Genomic DNA, 14385 nt, shown 5'->3' on the forward strand with positions numbered 1-14385 from the left:
GCCGCTAGTGGCACTTGCCTTCGCCGCGGTCGGGCGCGTTACCGTTCGGGAAGCCTTCATACGCCGCCTCCAGGAACACCCACGCGTAAGCGCCTTCCTTCAGGACCAGCCTGAGCACACCGATGCGGCTATTGTCGCGCATTTCGCTATTGCGCAATGGTAACAAAAACGGCGTGGCATAGGCGCCGCCGGTGCCGACCACGAACTGGCGAATGCCGCGTGCGTCGAAGCGGCCGGCCGCGTCCCGCGGGGCGAAGCGTTCGTAGTCGTGGTCGTGTCCCGAGAGTACGAGTTCGGCGCCGGCGTCGTGCAGTGCCCGCCACGCCACGCCTCGCTCATGCGCACGATGCTGCCATGTCCGCCAGAACTATACAGCGGGTGATGCCAGTAAGCGAGCGTGCACGGGGAGGGATTGGCGGCCAGTTCCCGCGTCAGCCATGCCAGCTGGACTGCGGCAGGGCCGGGCGCGAGGTTGCTGTCGAGGGAATACACCTGCCAGCTGCCGAGCTTGACGCGGTAATAGCCCGCTCCGGCGGCGCTGCCGAAATAATCGAAGTAGCCGCGCGCACCTTGTGTCAGGTATTCATGGTTGCCGGGCGATGGCCAGGTGCGGTCCTTGAAGCGGCCCCAAGTCGGGTGGTAGCACTCGGTAAAGGGTCGCACCACGCGATGTCGCCAGCCGCGTAGACCGTATAGTCCGACGCGTTAGCAACGCCAGCCGCAGCAGGACGCTTGCCTTGACCGCCACCTATTCGATGAAACGCAGCAATCCTTGCAATGCGTGCACGACTGTCTGTTCGCGCACCGACTGGCGGTCGCCCGCAAACACCAGGCGCTCTGTATAAGTATGGTCGCCTTTGGCCCAGCCAAAGCAGACGGTGCCAACCGGTTTGCCCGGCACCGCGCCGGTCGGGCCGGCAATGCCCGTGGTCGACAGCGCCACGTGGGCGTTGCTGTTGGCCAGCGCCCCGATCGCCATCGCCGCCGCGACTTCTTCGCTGACCGTGCCCATCTGGGCGATCAGCGCGGCCGATACATCCAGCAGTTCGGTCTTCGATGGATTGGAATACGCTACAAAGCCGCAATCGAACCAGCTGGTTGAGCCGGAGATTTCGGTGATGGCTTGCGAAATGCCGCCGCCGGTGCACGACTCGGCGGTTACCAGCAGCAGGCCCTTGGCCTGCAACGCCTGGCCAACCCGCCCGGCCAGGTCGAGAATGTCGTTCGTCACGTGTCGCTCCTTTGATCCAGATCGGTCATTTCTAATTTCTACTTTACCATGCTGTTCCCCGGCGTGAGCGCCCGTGCGAATGAAAATTGCCGAGCCGGCCCCATCCTTGGCAAGATGTACAATCCTATCCAAATACCACAAATCGGCGTACCGTAACTTGCACGGCGGCAATTCTTGAGCCGAGCCGTGCGACGGCTTCTCGTCTCGCCTGCTATCCTGCATCGCGCTTGTGCTTGTCAATTTCCCTAGCACAATTCGCTATTTTTTGGATTCAAGATTGATGCCAGTTTTTCACGTCCGCCCACGCAGCACAGCGCCAGGAAGCCCATGGCGCGCCTGAGCCGCCGCGTCGCGGCCGGCTGCCTGGCACTGTGCCTGCTGACGGCGGCCGGGATGGCGCGTCCCCAGGTGCCGCTGGAAAGCGAAGTCAAGGCGGCCTACCTGTATAAATTCGCCACCTTCGTCGAATGGCCCGAAGGCAGCTTCGCGCGGCCCGACAGCGTGTTGCAGATCGGCGTGGCCGGCAACGACGCGCTGGCCGACCAGCTGGCCCGCACCGTCGGCGGGCGCAGCGTCAACGGCCGCACGGTTTCCATCCGCAAGCTCAGGCGCGGCGAATCGCCGGCCGGCCTGCACATCCTGTTCGTGGGCGCGCATGACCGCGCCGCCATCGGCGACTTCCTCAATGCCGCGCGCGGCCAGTCGGTACTGACGGTCACCGACTCCGACCAGGCGCTGGCGCTGGGCAGCATGGTCAACTTCGTCGTCGCCGGCCAGCGCCTGCGCTTCGAGGTCGCGCTCGACCATGTCGCGCCAAGCCGCCTGCGCATCAGCGCGCGCATGCTGGCCGCCGCCCTGCGCGTCGCGGGGGTCACATGATCCCCATGCATTCGCTGCGCCAGAAGCTTGCGGCCGTGGTCATGCTGACCACGCTGGCCGCGCTGCTGGTTTCGGTCTGCATCCTGATTGCCTACGATTTGCGCCAGTATCATCGCGCGCTGCTGGGCGACATGAGCACCCAGGCCGAACTGCTCGGGCACATGACGTCGGCCGCGCTCAGTTTCGACGACCAGCGCCTGGCCGCCGAAAACCTGGCGCTGCTGCGCATCCGTCCGCAAGTGCGCGCCGGCGCCATCTACAACGCGCGCGGCGAGCTGTTCGCGTCCTACGCGGCGCCGGGCGAGGCGGGCGACTTCCCGGTCAGGCCGCGCGGCGACAACGTGCAAATCGAAGGCAATAACCTGTTCCTGTACCGGCGCATCATCGAAAACGGCGAGCTGCTCGGCACCGTCTACCTGCGCGCCGAATACGCGCTGGTCTCGCGCACCCTCGACTACATCGGCATCGCGCTGTTGATCACCACGGTGGCGATGTTGCTGGCATTCCTGCTGACGCGGCGCCTCGGCCGCATCGTCACCGCGCCGATTTTCGCGATCGCCGAAGTGGCGCGCGAAGTGGTCAGCACGCGCGACTACTCGCGCCGCGCGCCGCGCACCAGCACCGACGAAGCGGGCGAACTGGTCGACTCGTTCAACACCATGCTGACCGAGATCGAACAGCGCACCGGCGAACTGGAAACCTCCAACCGCGCCATCGCGCGCGAGGCCGAGGAGCGCGCCCGCGCCCAGCAGGAAGTCATGCGGCTGAACGAGCAGCTCGAAGTGCGGGTGCACGAACGCACGCTGCAGCTGGAGACGGCCAACGCCGAACTCGAACTGGCGATGGAAGAAGCGAAGAATGCCAATCAGGCCAAGTCCGCCTTCCTGTCCGCCATGAGCCACGAGCTGCGTACGCCGCTCAATGCGATCCTCGGCTTCGCCCAGATACTGACTTCGGACTCGCTGCCGTCGACGCTGCCGCAGAAGAAGGAGTTCGCCGGCCATATCCTGAAGTCGGGGCGCCACCTGCTTACCCTGATTAATGAAATCCTCGACCTCGCCAAGGTCGAAGCGGGCGCCGTCAACCTGTCGATCGAGCCGGTCGCGCTGGGCGACGTGCTGGACGAATGCCGCACCATGATCGAACCGATCGCGGCGCAGCGCGGCATCCGCGTGCTGTTCCCCGAAGCCTGCGCGACCGTGGTCGAAGCGGACCGCACGCGCCTCAAGCAGGTGCTGCTTAACCTGCTGTCGAACGCGGTCAAGTACAACCGCGACGCCGGCGCCGTGGTGGTCGGCATGAGCTACGACAGTCCGGCCAGGGTGCGCGTATCGGTGCAGGACACCGGCCTGGGCCTGCGTCCCGACCAGCTTGAGCTGCTGTTCCAGCCGTTCAACCGGCTGGGCCAGGAAAACGGCGGGCAGGAAGGCACCGGCATCGGCCTGGTCGTGACGCGCCGCCTGGTCGAACTGATGAACGGCACCATCGGCATGTCGAGCCGGGTGGGCGTCGGCAGCGTGTTCTGGATCGAACTGCCGATGACGGCGCCGCATGCGCTGCCGATCGAAGGCGCGCCGCCGGTGCTGGCGCTGCCGGCCGGCACGCCCGACAGCAGCGTGCGCCACACGCTGCTGTACGTCGAAGACAACCCGGCCAACCTCAGGCTGGTGCAGGAGATCGTACGCTTCCGCCCCGAACTGCGCCTGATGGCGGCGCACGACGGCCACCTCGGGATCGAACTGGCCAGGCTGCACCTGCCCGACATGATCCTGATGGACCTGAACCTCCCGTGCGTGAGCGGCATGGACGCGCTCAAGACCCTGCGCGCCGATCCGCGCACCGCCCACATCCCGGTGATCGCGCTGACCGCCAACGCGATGCCGCGCGACGTAGAACGGGGACTCGCCGCGGGCTTCTTCCGCTACCTGACCAAGCCGATCAACATCGACGAATTCACCGAAGCGGTCAACAGCGCGCTGGCATGGGTGGACCGCCGCGCCGCCGACAAGGAGCAGCAGCATTGATCGCGCATGACGACATCCTGCGCGCGCGCATCCTGGTGGTCGACGACAAGCCGGTCAACATCGCGCTGCTCGCCGCCCTGCTGGACGGCAGCGGCTACGCTAACGTCAGCAGCACCACCGACCCGCGCCAGGTCGCGCCGCTGCACGCGCAGCACCGCTACGACCTGATCATCCTCGACCTGCACATGCCGGGGATGGACGGCTTCGACGTCATGCAGGCGCTCAAGGAAGTCGAGACCGGCGCCTGGCTGCCGGTGCTGGTGGTGACCGCGGAACCGGACAGGAAGGTGGCTGCGCTGGCCGCCGGCGCGCGCGATTTCATCGGCAAGCCTTTCGATACGATCGAGGTGCTGACGCGCATCCGCAACCTGCTCGAAGTGCGCCTGCTGCACCGCGAGTCGACCAGCTATGGCGCCCGGCTCGAACAGACGGTGCGCGAACGCACCGCCGAACTGCAGCGCTTCCGCAGCGCGATGGACGCCACCTACGACGCGATTTTCCTGATCGACGCGGCCGGCATGATGCTGGTCGACGTCAGCGACGGCGCCTGCCGCATGCTGGGCTACGCGCGCGATGAGCTGATCGGCGCCGACCCGGCCGGCTTCGGCCTGGCCACCCACGCGCAGATGGCATCGCACGCCAGGCCGGCGCGCGCCAGCGGACGCCAGTCGGAGCTGGTGGAAACCGAACTGACAGGCAGCGACAGGGCGGTCGTGCCGACCGAAGTGCGCTGGCAGGTGGAGGTGGCCGACGGCCGCCGCATGCTGATCGCCGTCGCGCGCGACATCACCGAACGCCGCCTCGCCCAGCAGCGCCTCAAGCACCTGGCCAACTACGACAGCCTGACCGGCCTGCCCAACCGCGTGCTGTTCTACCAGACCTTGCACGACACGATAGAAATGGCGCGCGACAAGGACGGCCAGGTCGCCGTGCTGTCGATCGGTCTCGATCGCTTCAAGATCGTCAACGACTCGCTCGGCTCGATCCACGGCGACGAACTGCTGCGCCAGTTCAGCAACCGGCTGGTACAGTGCCTGCATGCGCGCGACACGCTGGGACGCCTCGGCGGCGACGAGTTCGCGCTGATCCTGCCGACCCGCGACCAGGACGAAGCGGTCCACATCGCCAATGAAGTGCGCGAAGTGCTGCGCGCGCCATTCGACCTTGAAGGTCAGCAGCTGCAGATAACTGCCAGCATCGGCATCGCCATGTACCCGGACGACGCCACCGACCCGCAAACCCTGATCAAGTACGCCGATACCGCGATGGGCCGCGCCAAGGCGGCGGGGCGCGACGGCTACCGCTTCTTCACATCGGGGATGAACATCCAGGTACTGGCGCGCCTCGACCTCGAAGTGGCGCTGCGCCGCGCGCTCGAGAACGACGAGTTCGAGCTGTACTATCAGCCGAAGATGAACGTCAACACCGGCCGCATCACCGGCGTCGAAGCGCTGCTGCGCTGGCACCGCCCCGGCTACGGCATGGTATTCCCGGCCGAGTTCGTGCCGATCCTGGAAGAGACGGGCATGATCGTCAAGGTCGGCGCCTGGATCGTCGACGAAGCCTGCCGCCAGGTGGCAAGCTGGCTGGCCTCGGGTGTCGGCGAGGTGAGGGTGGCGGTCAATGTATCGAGCCGCCAGTTTGTCGAAGGCGACCTGGAAGAAGTTGTCGGCGCCGCGCTGCTGCGCCACCGGGTCGATGCGTCGCTGCTGGAACTGGAGCTGACCGAAAGCGCGCTGATGTCCAACGCCGAGCACACCAGCGAAGTGCTCACGCGCCTGCGCGACCTCGGCATCCGCATTTCGATCGACGACTTCGGCACCGGTTATTCAAGCCTGGCCTACCTGAAGCGCTTCCCGATCGACAAGCTGAAGATCGACATCGCCTTCGTGCGCGACATCACCACCAATCCGGACGACGCCGCGATCGCGCTGGCCATCATCAGCATGGCGCACAGCCTGCACATGCAGGTGATCGCCGAAGGCGTCGAAAGCCGCGCCCAGCTGATGTACCTGCGGCGCCACCGCTGCGACCAGGTGCAGGGCTTCCACGTCAGCCGCGCGCTGACGGCGCGCCAGCTTGGCGAGCTGGTGACGGCCAACCGCACGGCGCCCGACGACGACCATGCGGCCAACGACACCGAACACCCGACCCTGCTGATCGTCGACGACGACATCAACGCGCTGGCGGCGCTGCACCGGCTGTTCAGGCGGGATAACTACAGGATCCTGACGGCGGTGTCGCCGGCCGAAGGCTTCGACCTGCTGGCGCAGCACCAGGTGCAGGTGATCGTGTGCGACCAGCGCATGCCGTTCATGAGCGGCACCGAATTCCTCAGCCGGGTCAAGGAAATGTACCCGGACACGGTGCGCATCATCCTGGCCGCCGACACCGGGCTGCAAGCGGTACTCGACTCGATCAACAGCGGCGCGATCTACCGCTTCTACACCAAGCCATGGGACGACACCCAGCTGCGCGACAACGTCCGGCTGGCGTTCCACCAATACTGGCTGGTCAACGGCGCGCGCGACGACCCGCGCCGCAATCACATTGTGACGCAGGACGAAGAAGCCGAAGGCCTGCGGATCAGTCGCCGCTGAAGTGGTCGAAGCCGGCCAGCGACAGGGCCAGCGGGGCGCCGGATGCGTCGGCCAGGCGCAGGCCCGGTTCCGCATCGATGGTCCCGACGCGTGTGACAGGCGTCGCGGCCCGTGTGGCGGCGGCCATCACGGCCTCGCGCGCCGATGCCGGCGCAGTGAAGCACAACTCATAATCGTCGCCGCCGGCCGCGCAGAAGCGGCGCCTCAGGTCCAACGGCTGGCGTGCCAGTACAGCTCCGGCGGGCAGCGCGTCCGCATCGAGCGTCGCGCCCACTTTGGACGCGCTCAGGATGTGGCCGAGGTCCCCCACCAATCCATCCGAAATGTCGATCGCGGCATGCACTGTCGCGTGTTCGGACAGCGCCATGCCCAGCGCGACGCGCGGCGAAGGCGCGTGCATGCGCAGGGCTGCGGCTGAAAGGCTGTCGGCGTCGAGGGCCAGTTCGCTGCGGTAGCCCGCAAGGGCCAGGCGCGCGTCGCCCAGCGTGCCCGAGATCCAGATGTCGTCGCCGGCCTTTGCCGCATCGCGCCGCAAGGCGTGGCCGGGGGCCACTTCGCCAAAGATGGTGATGCAGATATTGAGCGGGCCTTTGGTGGTGTCGCCGCCCACCAGTTCGCAATCGTGGGCGTCGGCGAGCGCGAACAGGCCGGAGGAAAAGCCTTCGAGCCAGTCGCGGTCGGCGGACGGCAACGACAGGGCGAGCGTGAATGCGCGCGGCGTCGCGCCCATGGCGGCGAGGTCGGACAGGTTCACGGCAAGCGATTTATGGCCCAGCATGCGCGGATCGGCGCCGGCGAAGAAGTGGCGGCCTTCGACCAGCATGTCGCACGAGATGGCCAGTTGCATGCCGGGGGAGGGCGCCAGCAGCGCGCAATCGTCGCCGATGCCGAGGACGGCGCGGCCGGGACGTTGGCGTTGAAAGTATTGTTTGATCAGGTCGAATTCGGAGAGCATGCGGGGATTGTACCCAACTGCGTAGCACGCATCCGCCCTGCATGTGTCATTACAGTTCCACCATCTCGAAGTCGGCTTTGGCGACGCCGCAGTCCGGGCATTCCCAGTCTTCCGGGATATCGGCCCAGCGTGTGCCCGCCGCGATGCCTTCATCGGGCATGCCGACGCTCTCTTCGTAGATAAAGCCGCAAACGATGCACTGGTAGGTTTTCATGTTTTTCCCTGATTTAAAGTAATAATTGAACTTCGGGGTCCGTCCCCGGGGACGGACCCCGAAGTTCATTTTTTTCAGTTGATTAACATTCAGGCGGTCGCGTTCAGCTTGTCGAGCGCTTCCTTGTAGTGGTTGGCGTGGCGTTCTTCGACTCTGGCCAGCGCGGCGAAGCGCTTGGCGGCGATTTCCAGCGTGCGCCTGAACTCGGCCGCGTGAACTTTCGATTCTTCGATCTGCTCGTCGTATTCGGCGACCGCCGCGGCGTTGCCTTCCTCGACCGCCATGTGGCGGAACTTCGGGTACATCTCGGTGTACTCGTAGGTTTCGCCTTCGATCGCGATTTGCAGCGCCATCGCCGGGGTGATCTCGTCCTTCGGGTACAGCAGGTCGAGGTGGCCGAAGGCGTGCGCCACTGCCTGGTCGGCGGTCGCTTCGAACGCTTCGGCGACTTCGATGGCGCCGGCGGCGCGCGCCAGTTTGGCGAAGTAGCGGTATTTGATATGGCCCATCGATTCGCCGGCGAATGCAGCTTCGAGGTTCTGGATCGTCACGGATTGGTTTTGGGCTGCCATGATGCTGCTCCTGTCGGTTCTCTGGTATCGGAACTATCATAGCTTTTGTAAATCAATAAATTAAATTGATAGTTTTCATTGATGTAATGGTTTTTGCCTTCATGGCATGGTGAAAATACGTAGTTGTCAAAAGTGGCGGTCTGCTAAAATCGACAATCCCCGTATGTCTTAGGAAGGCCGCACCGATGGATTCGTCATCAGACAAAAAAGAAGAACTGCGTCAACAGCTTCGCCTCGCAGCGCTCGAATATCACGAAATCCCGCGCCCCGGCAAAATCAGCGTTACCCCGACAAAACAATTACTCAACCAGCGCGACCTGGCGCTGGCGTATTCCCCTGGCGTGGCCGCGCCCTGCGAAGAGATCGTCAAGGACCCGGCCAACGCCTTTAAATACACCGCGCGCGGCAACCTCGTCGCTGTGATTACCAACGGCACCGCGGTGCTCGGCCTTGGCAACATCGGCGCGCTGGCCTCCAAGCCGGTCATGGAAGGCAAGGGCGTCTTGTTCAAGAAGTTTGCCGGTGTCGACGTGTTCGACATTGAGATTAACGAATGCGACCCCGACAAGCTGGTCGATATCATCGCGTCGCTTGAGCCGACCTTCGGCGGCATCAACCTCGAGGACATCAAGGCGCCGGAGTGCTTCTACATCGAGCGCAAGCTGCGCGAGAGGATGAAGATACCGGTCTTCCACGACGACCAGCACGGCACCGCGATCATCGTCGGCGCGGCGATCCTGAACGGCATCAAGGTGGTCGGCAAGAACCTGAACGACTGCAAGATGGTCGTGTCGGGCGCGGGCGCCGCGGCGCTGGCCTGCCTCGACCTGATCGTCGACCTCGGCTTCCCGATCGAGAACATCACCGTCACCGACCTGGCCGGCGTGGTCTACAAGGGCCGCGCGGAGCTGATGGACCCGGACAAGGAGCGCTTCGCGCAGGACACGCCATTCCGCACCCTGGCCGAAGCCATCCCCGGCGCCGACATCTTCCTCGGCCTGTCCGCCGGCGGCGTGCTCAAGCAGGAGATGGTGCGCGCGATGGCGCCCAAGCCGCTGATCCTCGCGCTGGCCAATCCGACCCCGGAAATCCTGCCGGAAGAAGTGCGCGCCGTGCGCAGCGACGCGGTGATCGCGACCGGCCGTTCGGACTATCCGAACCAGGTCAACAACGTGCTGTGCTTCCCTTACATCTTCCGCGGCGCGCTCGATTGCGGCGCCACCACGATCACCCGTGAAATGGAAATCGCGGTGGTGCACGCGATCGCCGAGCTGGCCCACGCCGAGCAGTCGGACGTCGTCGCCACCACCTACGGCATCAAGAACCTGTCGTTCGGCCCGGAATACCTGATCCCGATGCCGTTCGATCCGCGCCTGCTGACGCAGATCGCACCGGCCGTGGCGAAAGCGGCGCACGAATCTGGCGTGGCGACGCGCCCGATCGCCGACCTCGAAGCGTATGCCGAGAGCCTGCAGCAGTTCGTCTACCGCAGCGGCACCTTCATGAAACCGCTGTTCGCGACCGCCAAGAACGCGCCGCCTGAGCTCAAGCGCATCGTCTACGCCGAGGGCGAAGACGAGCGCGTGCTGCGCGCCGTGCAGGTGGTGGTCGACGAAAAGCTGGCGCGCCCTGTGCTGGTCGGCCGCCCTGGCGTGCTGGAAAAGCGCATCGAGAAGTTCGGCCTGCGCCTGAAGCGGGACGAGCATTTCGACGTGATCAACCCGGATCACGACGACCGTTACCGCGACTACTGGCAGACCTACCACCAGATGGGCATGCGCAAGGGCGTGACCGAAGACTGGGCCAAGCTGGAAATGCGCCGCCGCCACAGCCTGATCGGCGCGATGATGATCCACAAGGGCCACGCCGACGGCATGATCTGCGGTACCTTCGGCACCACCATGCTGCACCTGCATTACATCGACCAGGTGCTGGGCAAGCGCGCCGGCGCCAATGTTTACGCGGCGATGAACTTCCTGATCCTGCCGGAGCGCCAGCTGGCGATGGTCGACACCCACGTCAACGAAAACCCGAGCGCCGAGCAGCTGGCCGAGATCACCATCATGGCGGCCGAGGAAATGAGCCGCTTCGGCCTGATCCCGCGCGCGGCCTTGCTGTCGCACTCGAACTTCGGTTCGTCCAACACCGAATCGGCCCAAAAGATGCGCGCGGTGCTGGCGCTGGTGCAGCAGCAGGCCCCTGGCCTGGAAATCGACGGCGAGATGCACGGCGACGCGGCGCTCGACTCCAAGCTGCGCGAGAAGGTGATGCCGCAATCGACCTTGAAAGGCGACGCCAACCTGCTGGTGATGCCGGATATCGACTCCGCCAACATCTCGTACAACCTGCTCAAGACCGCGGCCGGCAACGGCATCGCGATCGGGCCAGTCCTGCTGGGCTGCGCCAAGCCGGTGCACATCCTGACCCCGTCGGCGACGGTGCGCAGGATCGTCAATATGACCGCGCTCTGCGTGGTTGATGCTGTAGCGCAACGCTAAGCTATTCCGGCCGGACTGCTTCATTTCCGGTCGGATTTTTCCGCGTTTGATGTGTGTCAGAGAGACGACATATCGCACGTGGATACACTTTAAGACACTAAAAGACACTAGTAACAAACCGTAAGGACGCGCCTTGTCCGCTTGGTTTCAAGGCATAATGATCAGTGTCTTGTGTTGTTTATTTTGCACGACTTACTTTCGTGTACAGAGGCGCATTTGGTCTCTGTTACAATGCCGGGCTGAATTTCGCCTGTTGGCCATTCCGGCAACCTGCCATACACGTCACACATCAAGAACCATGCATACAGCAAAAAAAGCCCTCATTACCGGCATTACCGGCCAGGACGGCGCCTATCTCGCGCAGCTTTTGCTCGAAAAGGGCTATCAGGTCACCGGTACCTATCGCCGCTCCAGCTCAGTCAACTTCTGGAGGATTGAGGAACTCGGCGTCGAGACCCATCCAAACCTGAACCTGGTCGAATACGACCTGACCGACCTGTCCTCGGCGATTCGCCTGATGCAGTCGTGCGAGCCGGACGAGGTGTACAACCTGGCCGCGCAAAGCTTCGTCGGCGTGTCGTTCGAGCAGCCGCTCGCGACCGCCAGCATCACCGGCATGGGCGCCGTCAACCTGCTCGAGGCGATCCGCATCGTCAACCCGAAGATCCGCTTCTACCAGGCGTCGACCTCGGAAATGTTCGGCAAGGTGCAGGCCATTCCGCAGATCGAGGACACCCCGTTCTATCCGCGCAGCCCATACGGCGTCGCCAAGCTGTACGCACACTGGATGACGGTGAACTACCGCGAGTCGTACGGCATCTTCGGCTCGTCGGGCATCCTGTTCAACCACGAGTCGCCGCTGCGCGGCCGTGAGTTCGTCACCCGCAAGATCACCGACTCGGTCGCCAAGATCGTCCTCAACAAGCTGGACGTGCTCGAACTGGGCAACCTCGACGCCAAGCGCGACTGGGGCTATGCGCGCGAGTACGTCGAAGGCATGTGGCGCATGCTGCAGGTCGATACGCCGGACACCTTCATTCTCGCCACCAACCGCACCGAAACCGTGCGCGACTTCGTGACGATGGCCTTCAAGGGCGCCGGCATCGGCGTCGAATGGAAGGGCCAGGGCGAGGCCGAAACCGGCCACTGCGCGCGCACCGGCAAGCTGCTGGTCCGCATCAGCCCGAAATTCTACCGTCCGGCGGAAGTGGAACTGCTGATCGGCGACGCGTCGAAAGCGAAGCGCGAGCTGGGCTGGGCGCCGGAAACGACGCTCGAACAGCTGTGCCAGATGATGGTCGAAGCTGACATGCGCCGCAACGAAATAGGTTTCTCGTTCTGACATGAACCGCATGGCCACGGAAAAATTCTCCACCGTCGTTCTGGAAAACGAGGGTGAAGGAAAGCGCGCGCTGATCACCGGCCTGCGCGGCTTCACGGGCCATTACATGGCGCAGGAGCTGACGGCCGCGGGATACCGCGTGTTCGGCACCGTGCTGCCGGGCGAGCCGACCGGGCCTGACGTCTTTACCGTCGACCTGTGCGACCGCGACGCGGTCATCCGCGCCATCGAGGAAGTCCAGCCGGACGTGGTCGTGCACCTGGCCGGCATCGCCTTCGTCGCGCATTCCAACGCCGACCTGATCTACCGCGTCAACATCGTCGGCACCCGCAACCTGCTCGAAGCGCTGGCGGCCGCGCGCCACCAGCCGTCCAGCGTTTTGCTGGCGTCGTCGGCCAACATCTATGGCCAGGCCGACGTGCCGGTCATCGACGAAAGCATGACGCCGGCGCCGTTCAACGACTACGGCGTCAGCAAGCTGGCGATGGAGCACATGGCAAATCTGTGGTCGGACAAGCTGCCGATCATCATCGTCCGTCCCTTCAATTACACCGGCGTCGGCCAGGATGCCAACTTCCTGCTGCCGAAAATCGTCTCGCACTTCCGCGCCGGCGCACGCGACATCGAACTGGGCAACCTGAACATCGCGCGCGATTTCTCCGATGTGCGCATGGTCGCCAGGGCCTACCGCCGCCTGCTGGCGCTGTCGCCGCCGGGCCAGGCCTACAACGTCTGCTCCGGCCGCGCCTATTCGCTGCGCGGCATTATCGACACCATGGCCGGCATTGCCGGCTACCAGATCGACGTGCGGGTCAACCCCGCCTTCGTGCGCGCCAGCGACGTGCCGTCCCTGGTCGGCAGCAACCGCAAGCTGGCCAGCGTGATCGGCGCCATCGACCCGGCCCCGCTCGAAGACACGCTGCGCTGGATGTACCAGGCGTGAGTGAGCTGACTGTCGGCCTGGGGACGACGATGATCGAACCGGGGCTGACTGGCGGCAGGATCGACGGCATCGGGGTCTACACCGGCGCACTGCTGCGCAACCTGCCGCAAGCCGGCTGCAAGGTCGAACCGTTTTCCTGGCCGCGCCTGCGCGGCGCCCCCGGCGACATTACTATCGGGCGCGCGCTGCCGCGCTCCTTCGCAGGCGCCACGCTGATGGACATGGCGCCCGCGATGCCGCGGCTTCATATGCCGGCCGATATCTTCCACGTCACCGACTACCGCGTGGCGCGCATGGATTGCCCGGTGGTGGCGACGCTGCACGACGCGCTGCCGATCAAATATCCCGAGTGGTGCAACCCGCGCTTCAGGGATGCCAAGAACTGGCTCCAAGTGAAGGCCGCGCGCAAGGCGGACCATGTGATCGCCTTGTCGCATTTCGCCGTCGACGAACTGGTCGAGTGCTTCGGGGCGGACCCGCGCCGCGTCAGCGTGGTGCCGTGCGGCGTCGATGAGGAATGGCTATCGGCTCCAGAGCCAGAGTCTGTGGCCGCGACCTTGCAAGCCAACGGCCTGCGCCCCGGTTACTTCCTGTTCGTCGGCACGCTCCAGCCGCGCAAGAACATCGAGCGCGTGCTCGACGCCTGGCTGGCGCTGCCGGCCGCGGTGCGCAAGGAGCGCCAGCTGGTGATTGTCGGGGCCCGGGGCGCGCGCAGCGAGCAGCTGGCCAGGCGCCTGCATGCCGCTGCCGCCAACGGCGAAAACGTCGCCTGGCTGAGCGGCCTGACGAGCGCCGCGGCCTTGCGCGAAGTGTATGCTGGTGCCGGGGTGTTTGTATTCCCGTCGCTGTACGAAGGCTTCGGCATACCGGTGGTCGAGGCGTTCGCCTCAGGCGTGCCGGTGGTCGCATCGAATACCAGTTCGCTGCCCGAAGTCAGCCAGGGCGCCGCCCTCGAAATCGATCCGCTCGACAGCGGCGCGATCGGGGAGGCCATGCTGGCGCTGGTGCGCGACGATGCCTTGCGCGCGCGCTGCATCGAAGCGGGCCGCCGCCGCGCGGAACAACTTACCTGGCGCGACACCGCGCGGCAAACCGCCGACGTGTACCGCGCCGTACTAAAAAACTGA

Annotated in this window: 12 protein-coding genes; 7 read left to right on the top strand and 5 right to left on the bottom strand. The window is 65.0% G+C overall.

The window, feature by feature from the left end; all coding sequences use genetic code 11:
* Positions 1-4: 4 nt before the first annotated feature.
* Both HHL21_RS10820 and HHL21_RS10825 read right to left on the bottom strand, forming a co-directional pair.
* The gene (locus tag HHL21_RS10820) at positions 5-328 is read right to left on the bottom strand and encodes a hypothetical protein (protein ID WP_169465599.1); all 324 of its coding nucleotides are present in this window, start codon (positions 326-328) and stop codon (positions 5-7) included.
* A 420-nt stretch (positions 329-748) separates the two neighbouring features.
* On the bottom strand, positions 749-1231 hold the full coding sequence (locus HHL21_RS10825) for a CinA family protein (RefSeq protein ID WP_169465602.1): 483 nt from the start codon (positions 1229-1231) through the stop codon (positions 749-751).
* 327 nt (positions 1232-1558) lie between these two features.
* Here HHL21_RS10825 and HHL21_RS10830 point away from each other — a divergent pair, with 327 nt between their 5' ends.
* Genes HHL21_RS10830 through HHL21_RS10840 form a run of 3 tightly spaced genes read left to right on the top strand, consistent with a single transcriptional unit; the run spans position 1559 to position 6734 of the window.
* Positions 1559-2110: a TOL_0243 family YfiR-like periplasmic protein gene (locus HHL21_RS10830; RefSeq protein WP_169465604.1), complete on the top strand. Its 552-nt coding sequence runs from the start codon at positions 1559-1561 to the stop codon at positions 2108-2110.
* The gene (locus tag HHL21_RS10835) at positions 2107-4134 is read left to right on the top strand and encodes a sensor histidine kinase, YfiR-like protein-associated (RefSeq protein WP_169465606.1); all 2028 of its coding nucleotides are present in this window, start codon (positions 2107-2109) and stop codon (positions 4132-4134) included. The genes HHL21_RS10830 and HHL21_RS10835 overlap by 4 nt, the downstream gene beginning before the upstream one ends.
* Positions 4131-6734 (top strand): EAL domain-containing protein, encoded by a 2604-nt coding sequence (locus HHL21_RS10840; RefSeq protein WP_169465608.1) that lies wholly within the window; start codon positions 4131-4133, stop codon positions 6732-6734. Before HHL21_RS10835 ends, HHL21_RS10840 begins: the two co-directional genes overlap by 4 nt.
* On the opposite strand, the gene thiL is transcribed toward HHL21_RS10840, so the two are convergent.
* From thiL to HHL21_RS10855, 3 genes are all read right to left on the bottom strand, one after another.
* A complete protein-coding gene (thiL, locus tag HHL21_RS10845; protein ID WP_169465610.1) occupies positions 6721-7689 on the bottom strand; it encodes a thiamine-phosphate kinase in 969 nt (322 codons plus the stop codon). The two genes, HHL21_RS10840 and thiL, sit on opposite strands and share 14 nt — an antisense overlap.
* A gap of 49 nt (positions 7690-7738) precedes the next feature.
* Positions 7739-7903, bottom strand: a complete 165-nt coding sequence (locus HHL21_RS10850; protein WP_169465612.1) for a rubredoxin — start codon at positions 7901-7903, stop codon at positions 7739-7741.
* A gap of 89 nt (positions 7904-7992) precedes the next feature.
* Positions 7993-8475 carry a rubrerythrin family protein gene (locus tag HHL21_RS10855; protein ID WP_169465614.1) on the bottom strand — a complete coding sequence of 161 codons (483 nt, stop codon included), beginning with the start codon at positions 8473-8475 and terminating at the stop codon, positions 7993-7995.
* A 185-nt stretch (positions 8476-8660) separates the two neighbouring features.
* On the opposite strand from HHL21_RS10855, the gene HHL21_RS10860 reads away from it, so the two are divergent.
* The 4 genes from HHL21_RS10860 to HHL21_RS10875 all read left to right on the top strand — a co-directional run bounded on the left by HHL21_RS10860 (position 8661) and on the right by HHL21_RS10875 (position 14385).
* Positions 8661-10973: an NADP-dependent malic enzyme gene (locus HHL21_RS10860; protein WP_169465616.1), complete on the top strand. Its 2313-nt coding sequence runs from the start codon at positions 8661-8663 to the stop codon at positions 10971-10973.
* Positions 10974-11271: 298 nt separating this feature from the next.
* Positions 11272-12315 carry a GDP-mannose 4,6-dehydratase gene (gene gmd, locus HHL21_RS10865; RefSeq protein WP_169465618.1) on the top strand — a complete coding sequence of 348 codons (1044 nt, stop codon included), beginning with the start codon at positions 11272-11274 and terminating at the stop codon, positions 12313-12315.
* 1 nt (position 12316) lies between these two features.
* Complete coding sequence (locus HHL21_RS10870) at positions 12317-13258, top strand: GDP-mannose 4,6-dehydratase (protein WP_169465620.1); 942 nt, start codon at positions 12317-12319, stop codon at positions 13256-13258.
* Entirely contained in the window at positions 13255-14385 is a 1131-nt protein-coding gene (locus HHL21_RS10875; protein ID WP_370659702.1) for a glycosyltransferase family 4 protein, read from the top strand. Before HHL21_RS10870 ends, HHL21_RS10875 begins: the two co-directional genes overlap by 4 nt.

The organism is Massilia polaris (assembly GCF_012927275.1).
GTDB classification, from domain to species: Bacteria; Pseudomonadota; Gammaproteobacteria; order Burkholderiales; family Burkholderiaceae_D; genus Telluria_A; species Telluria_A polaris.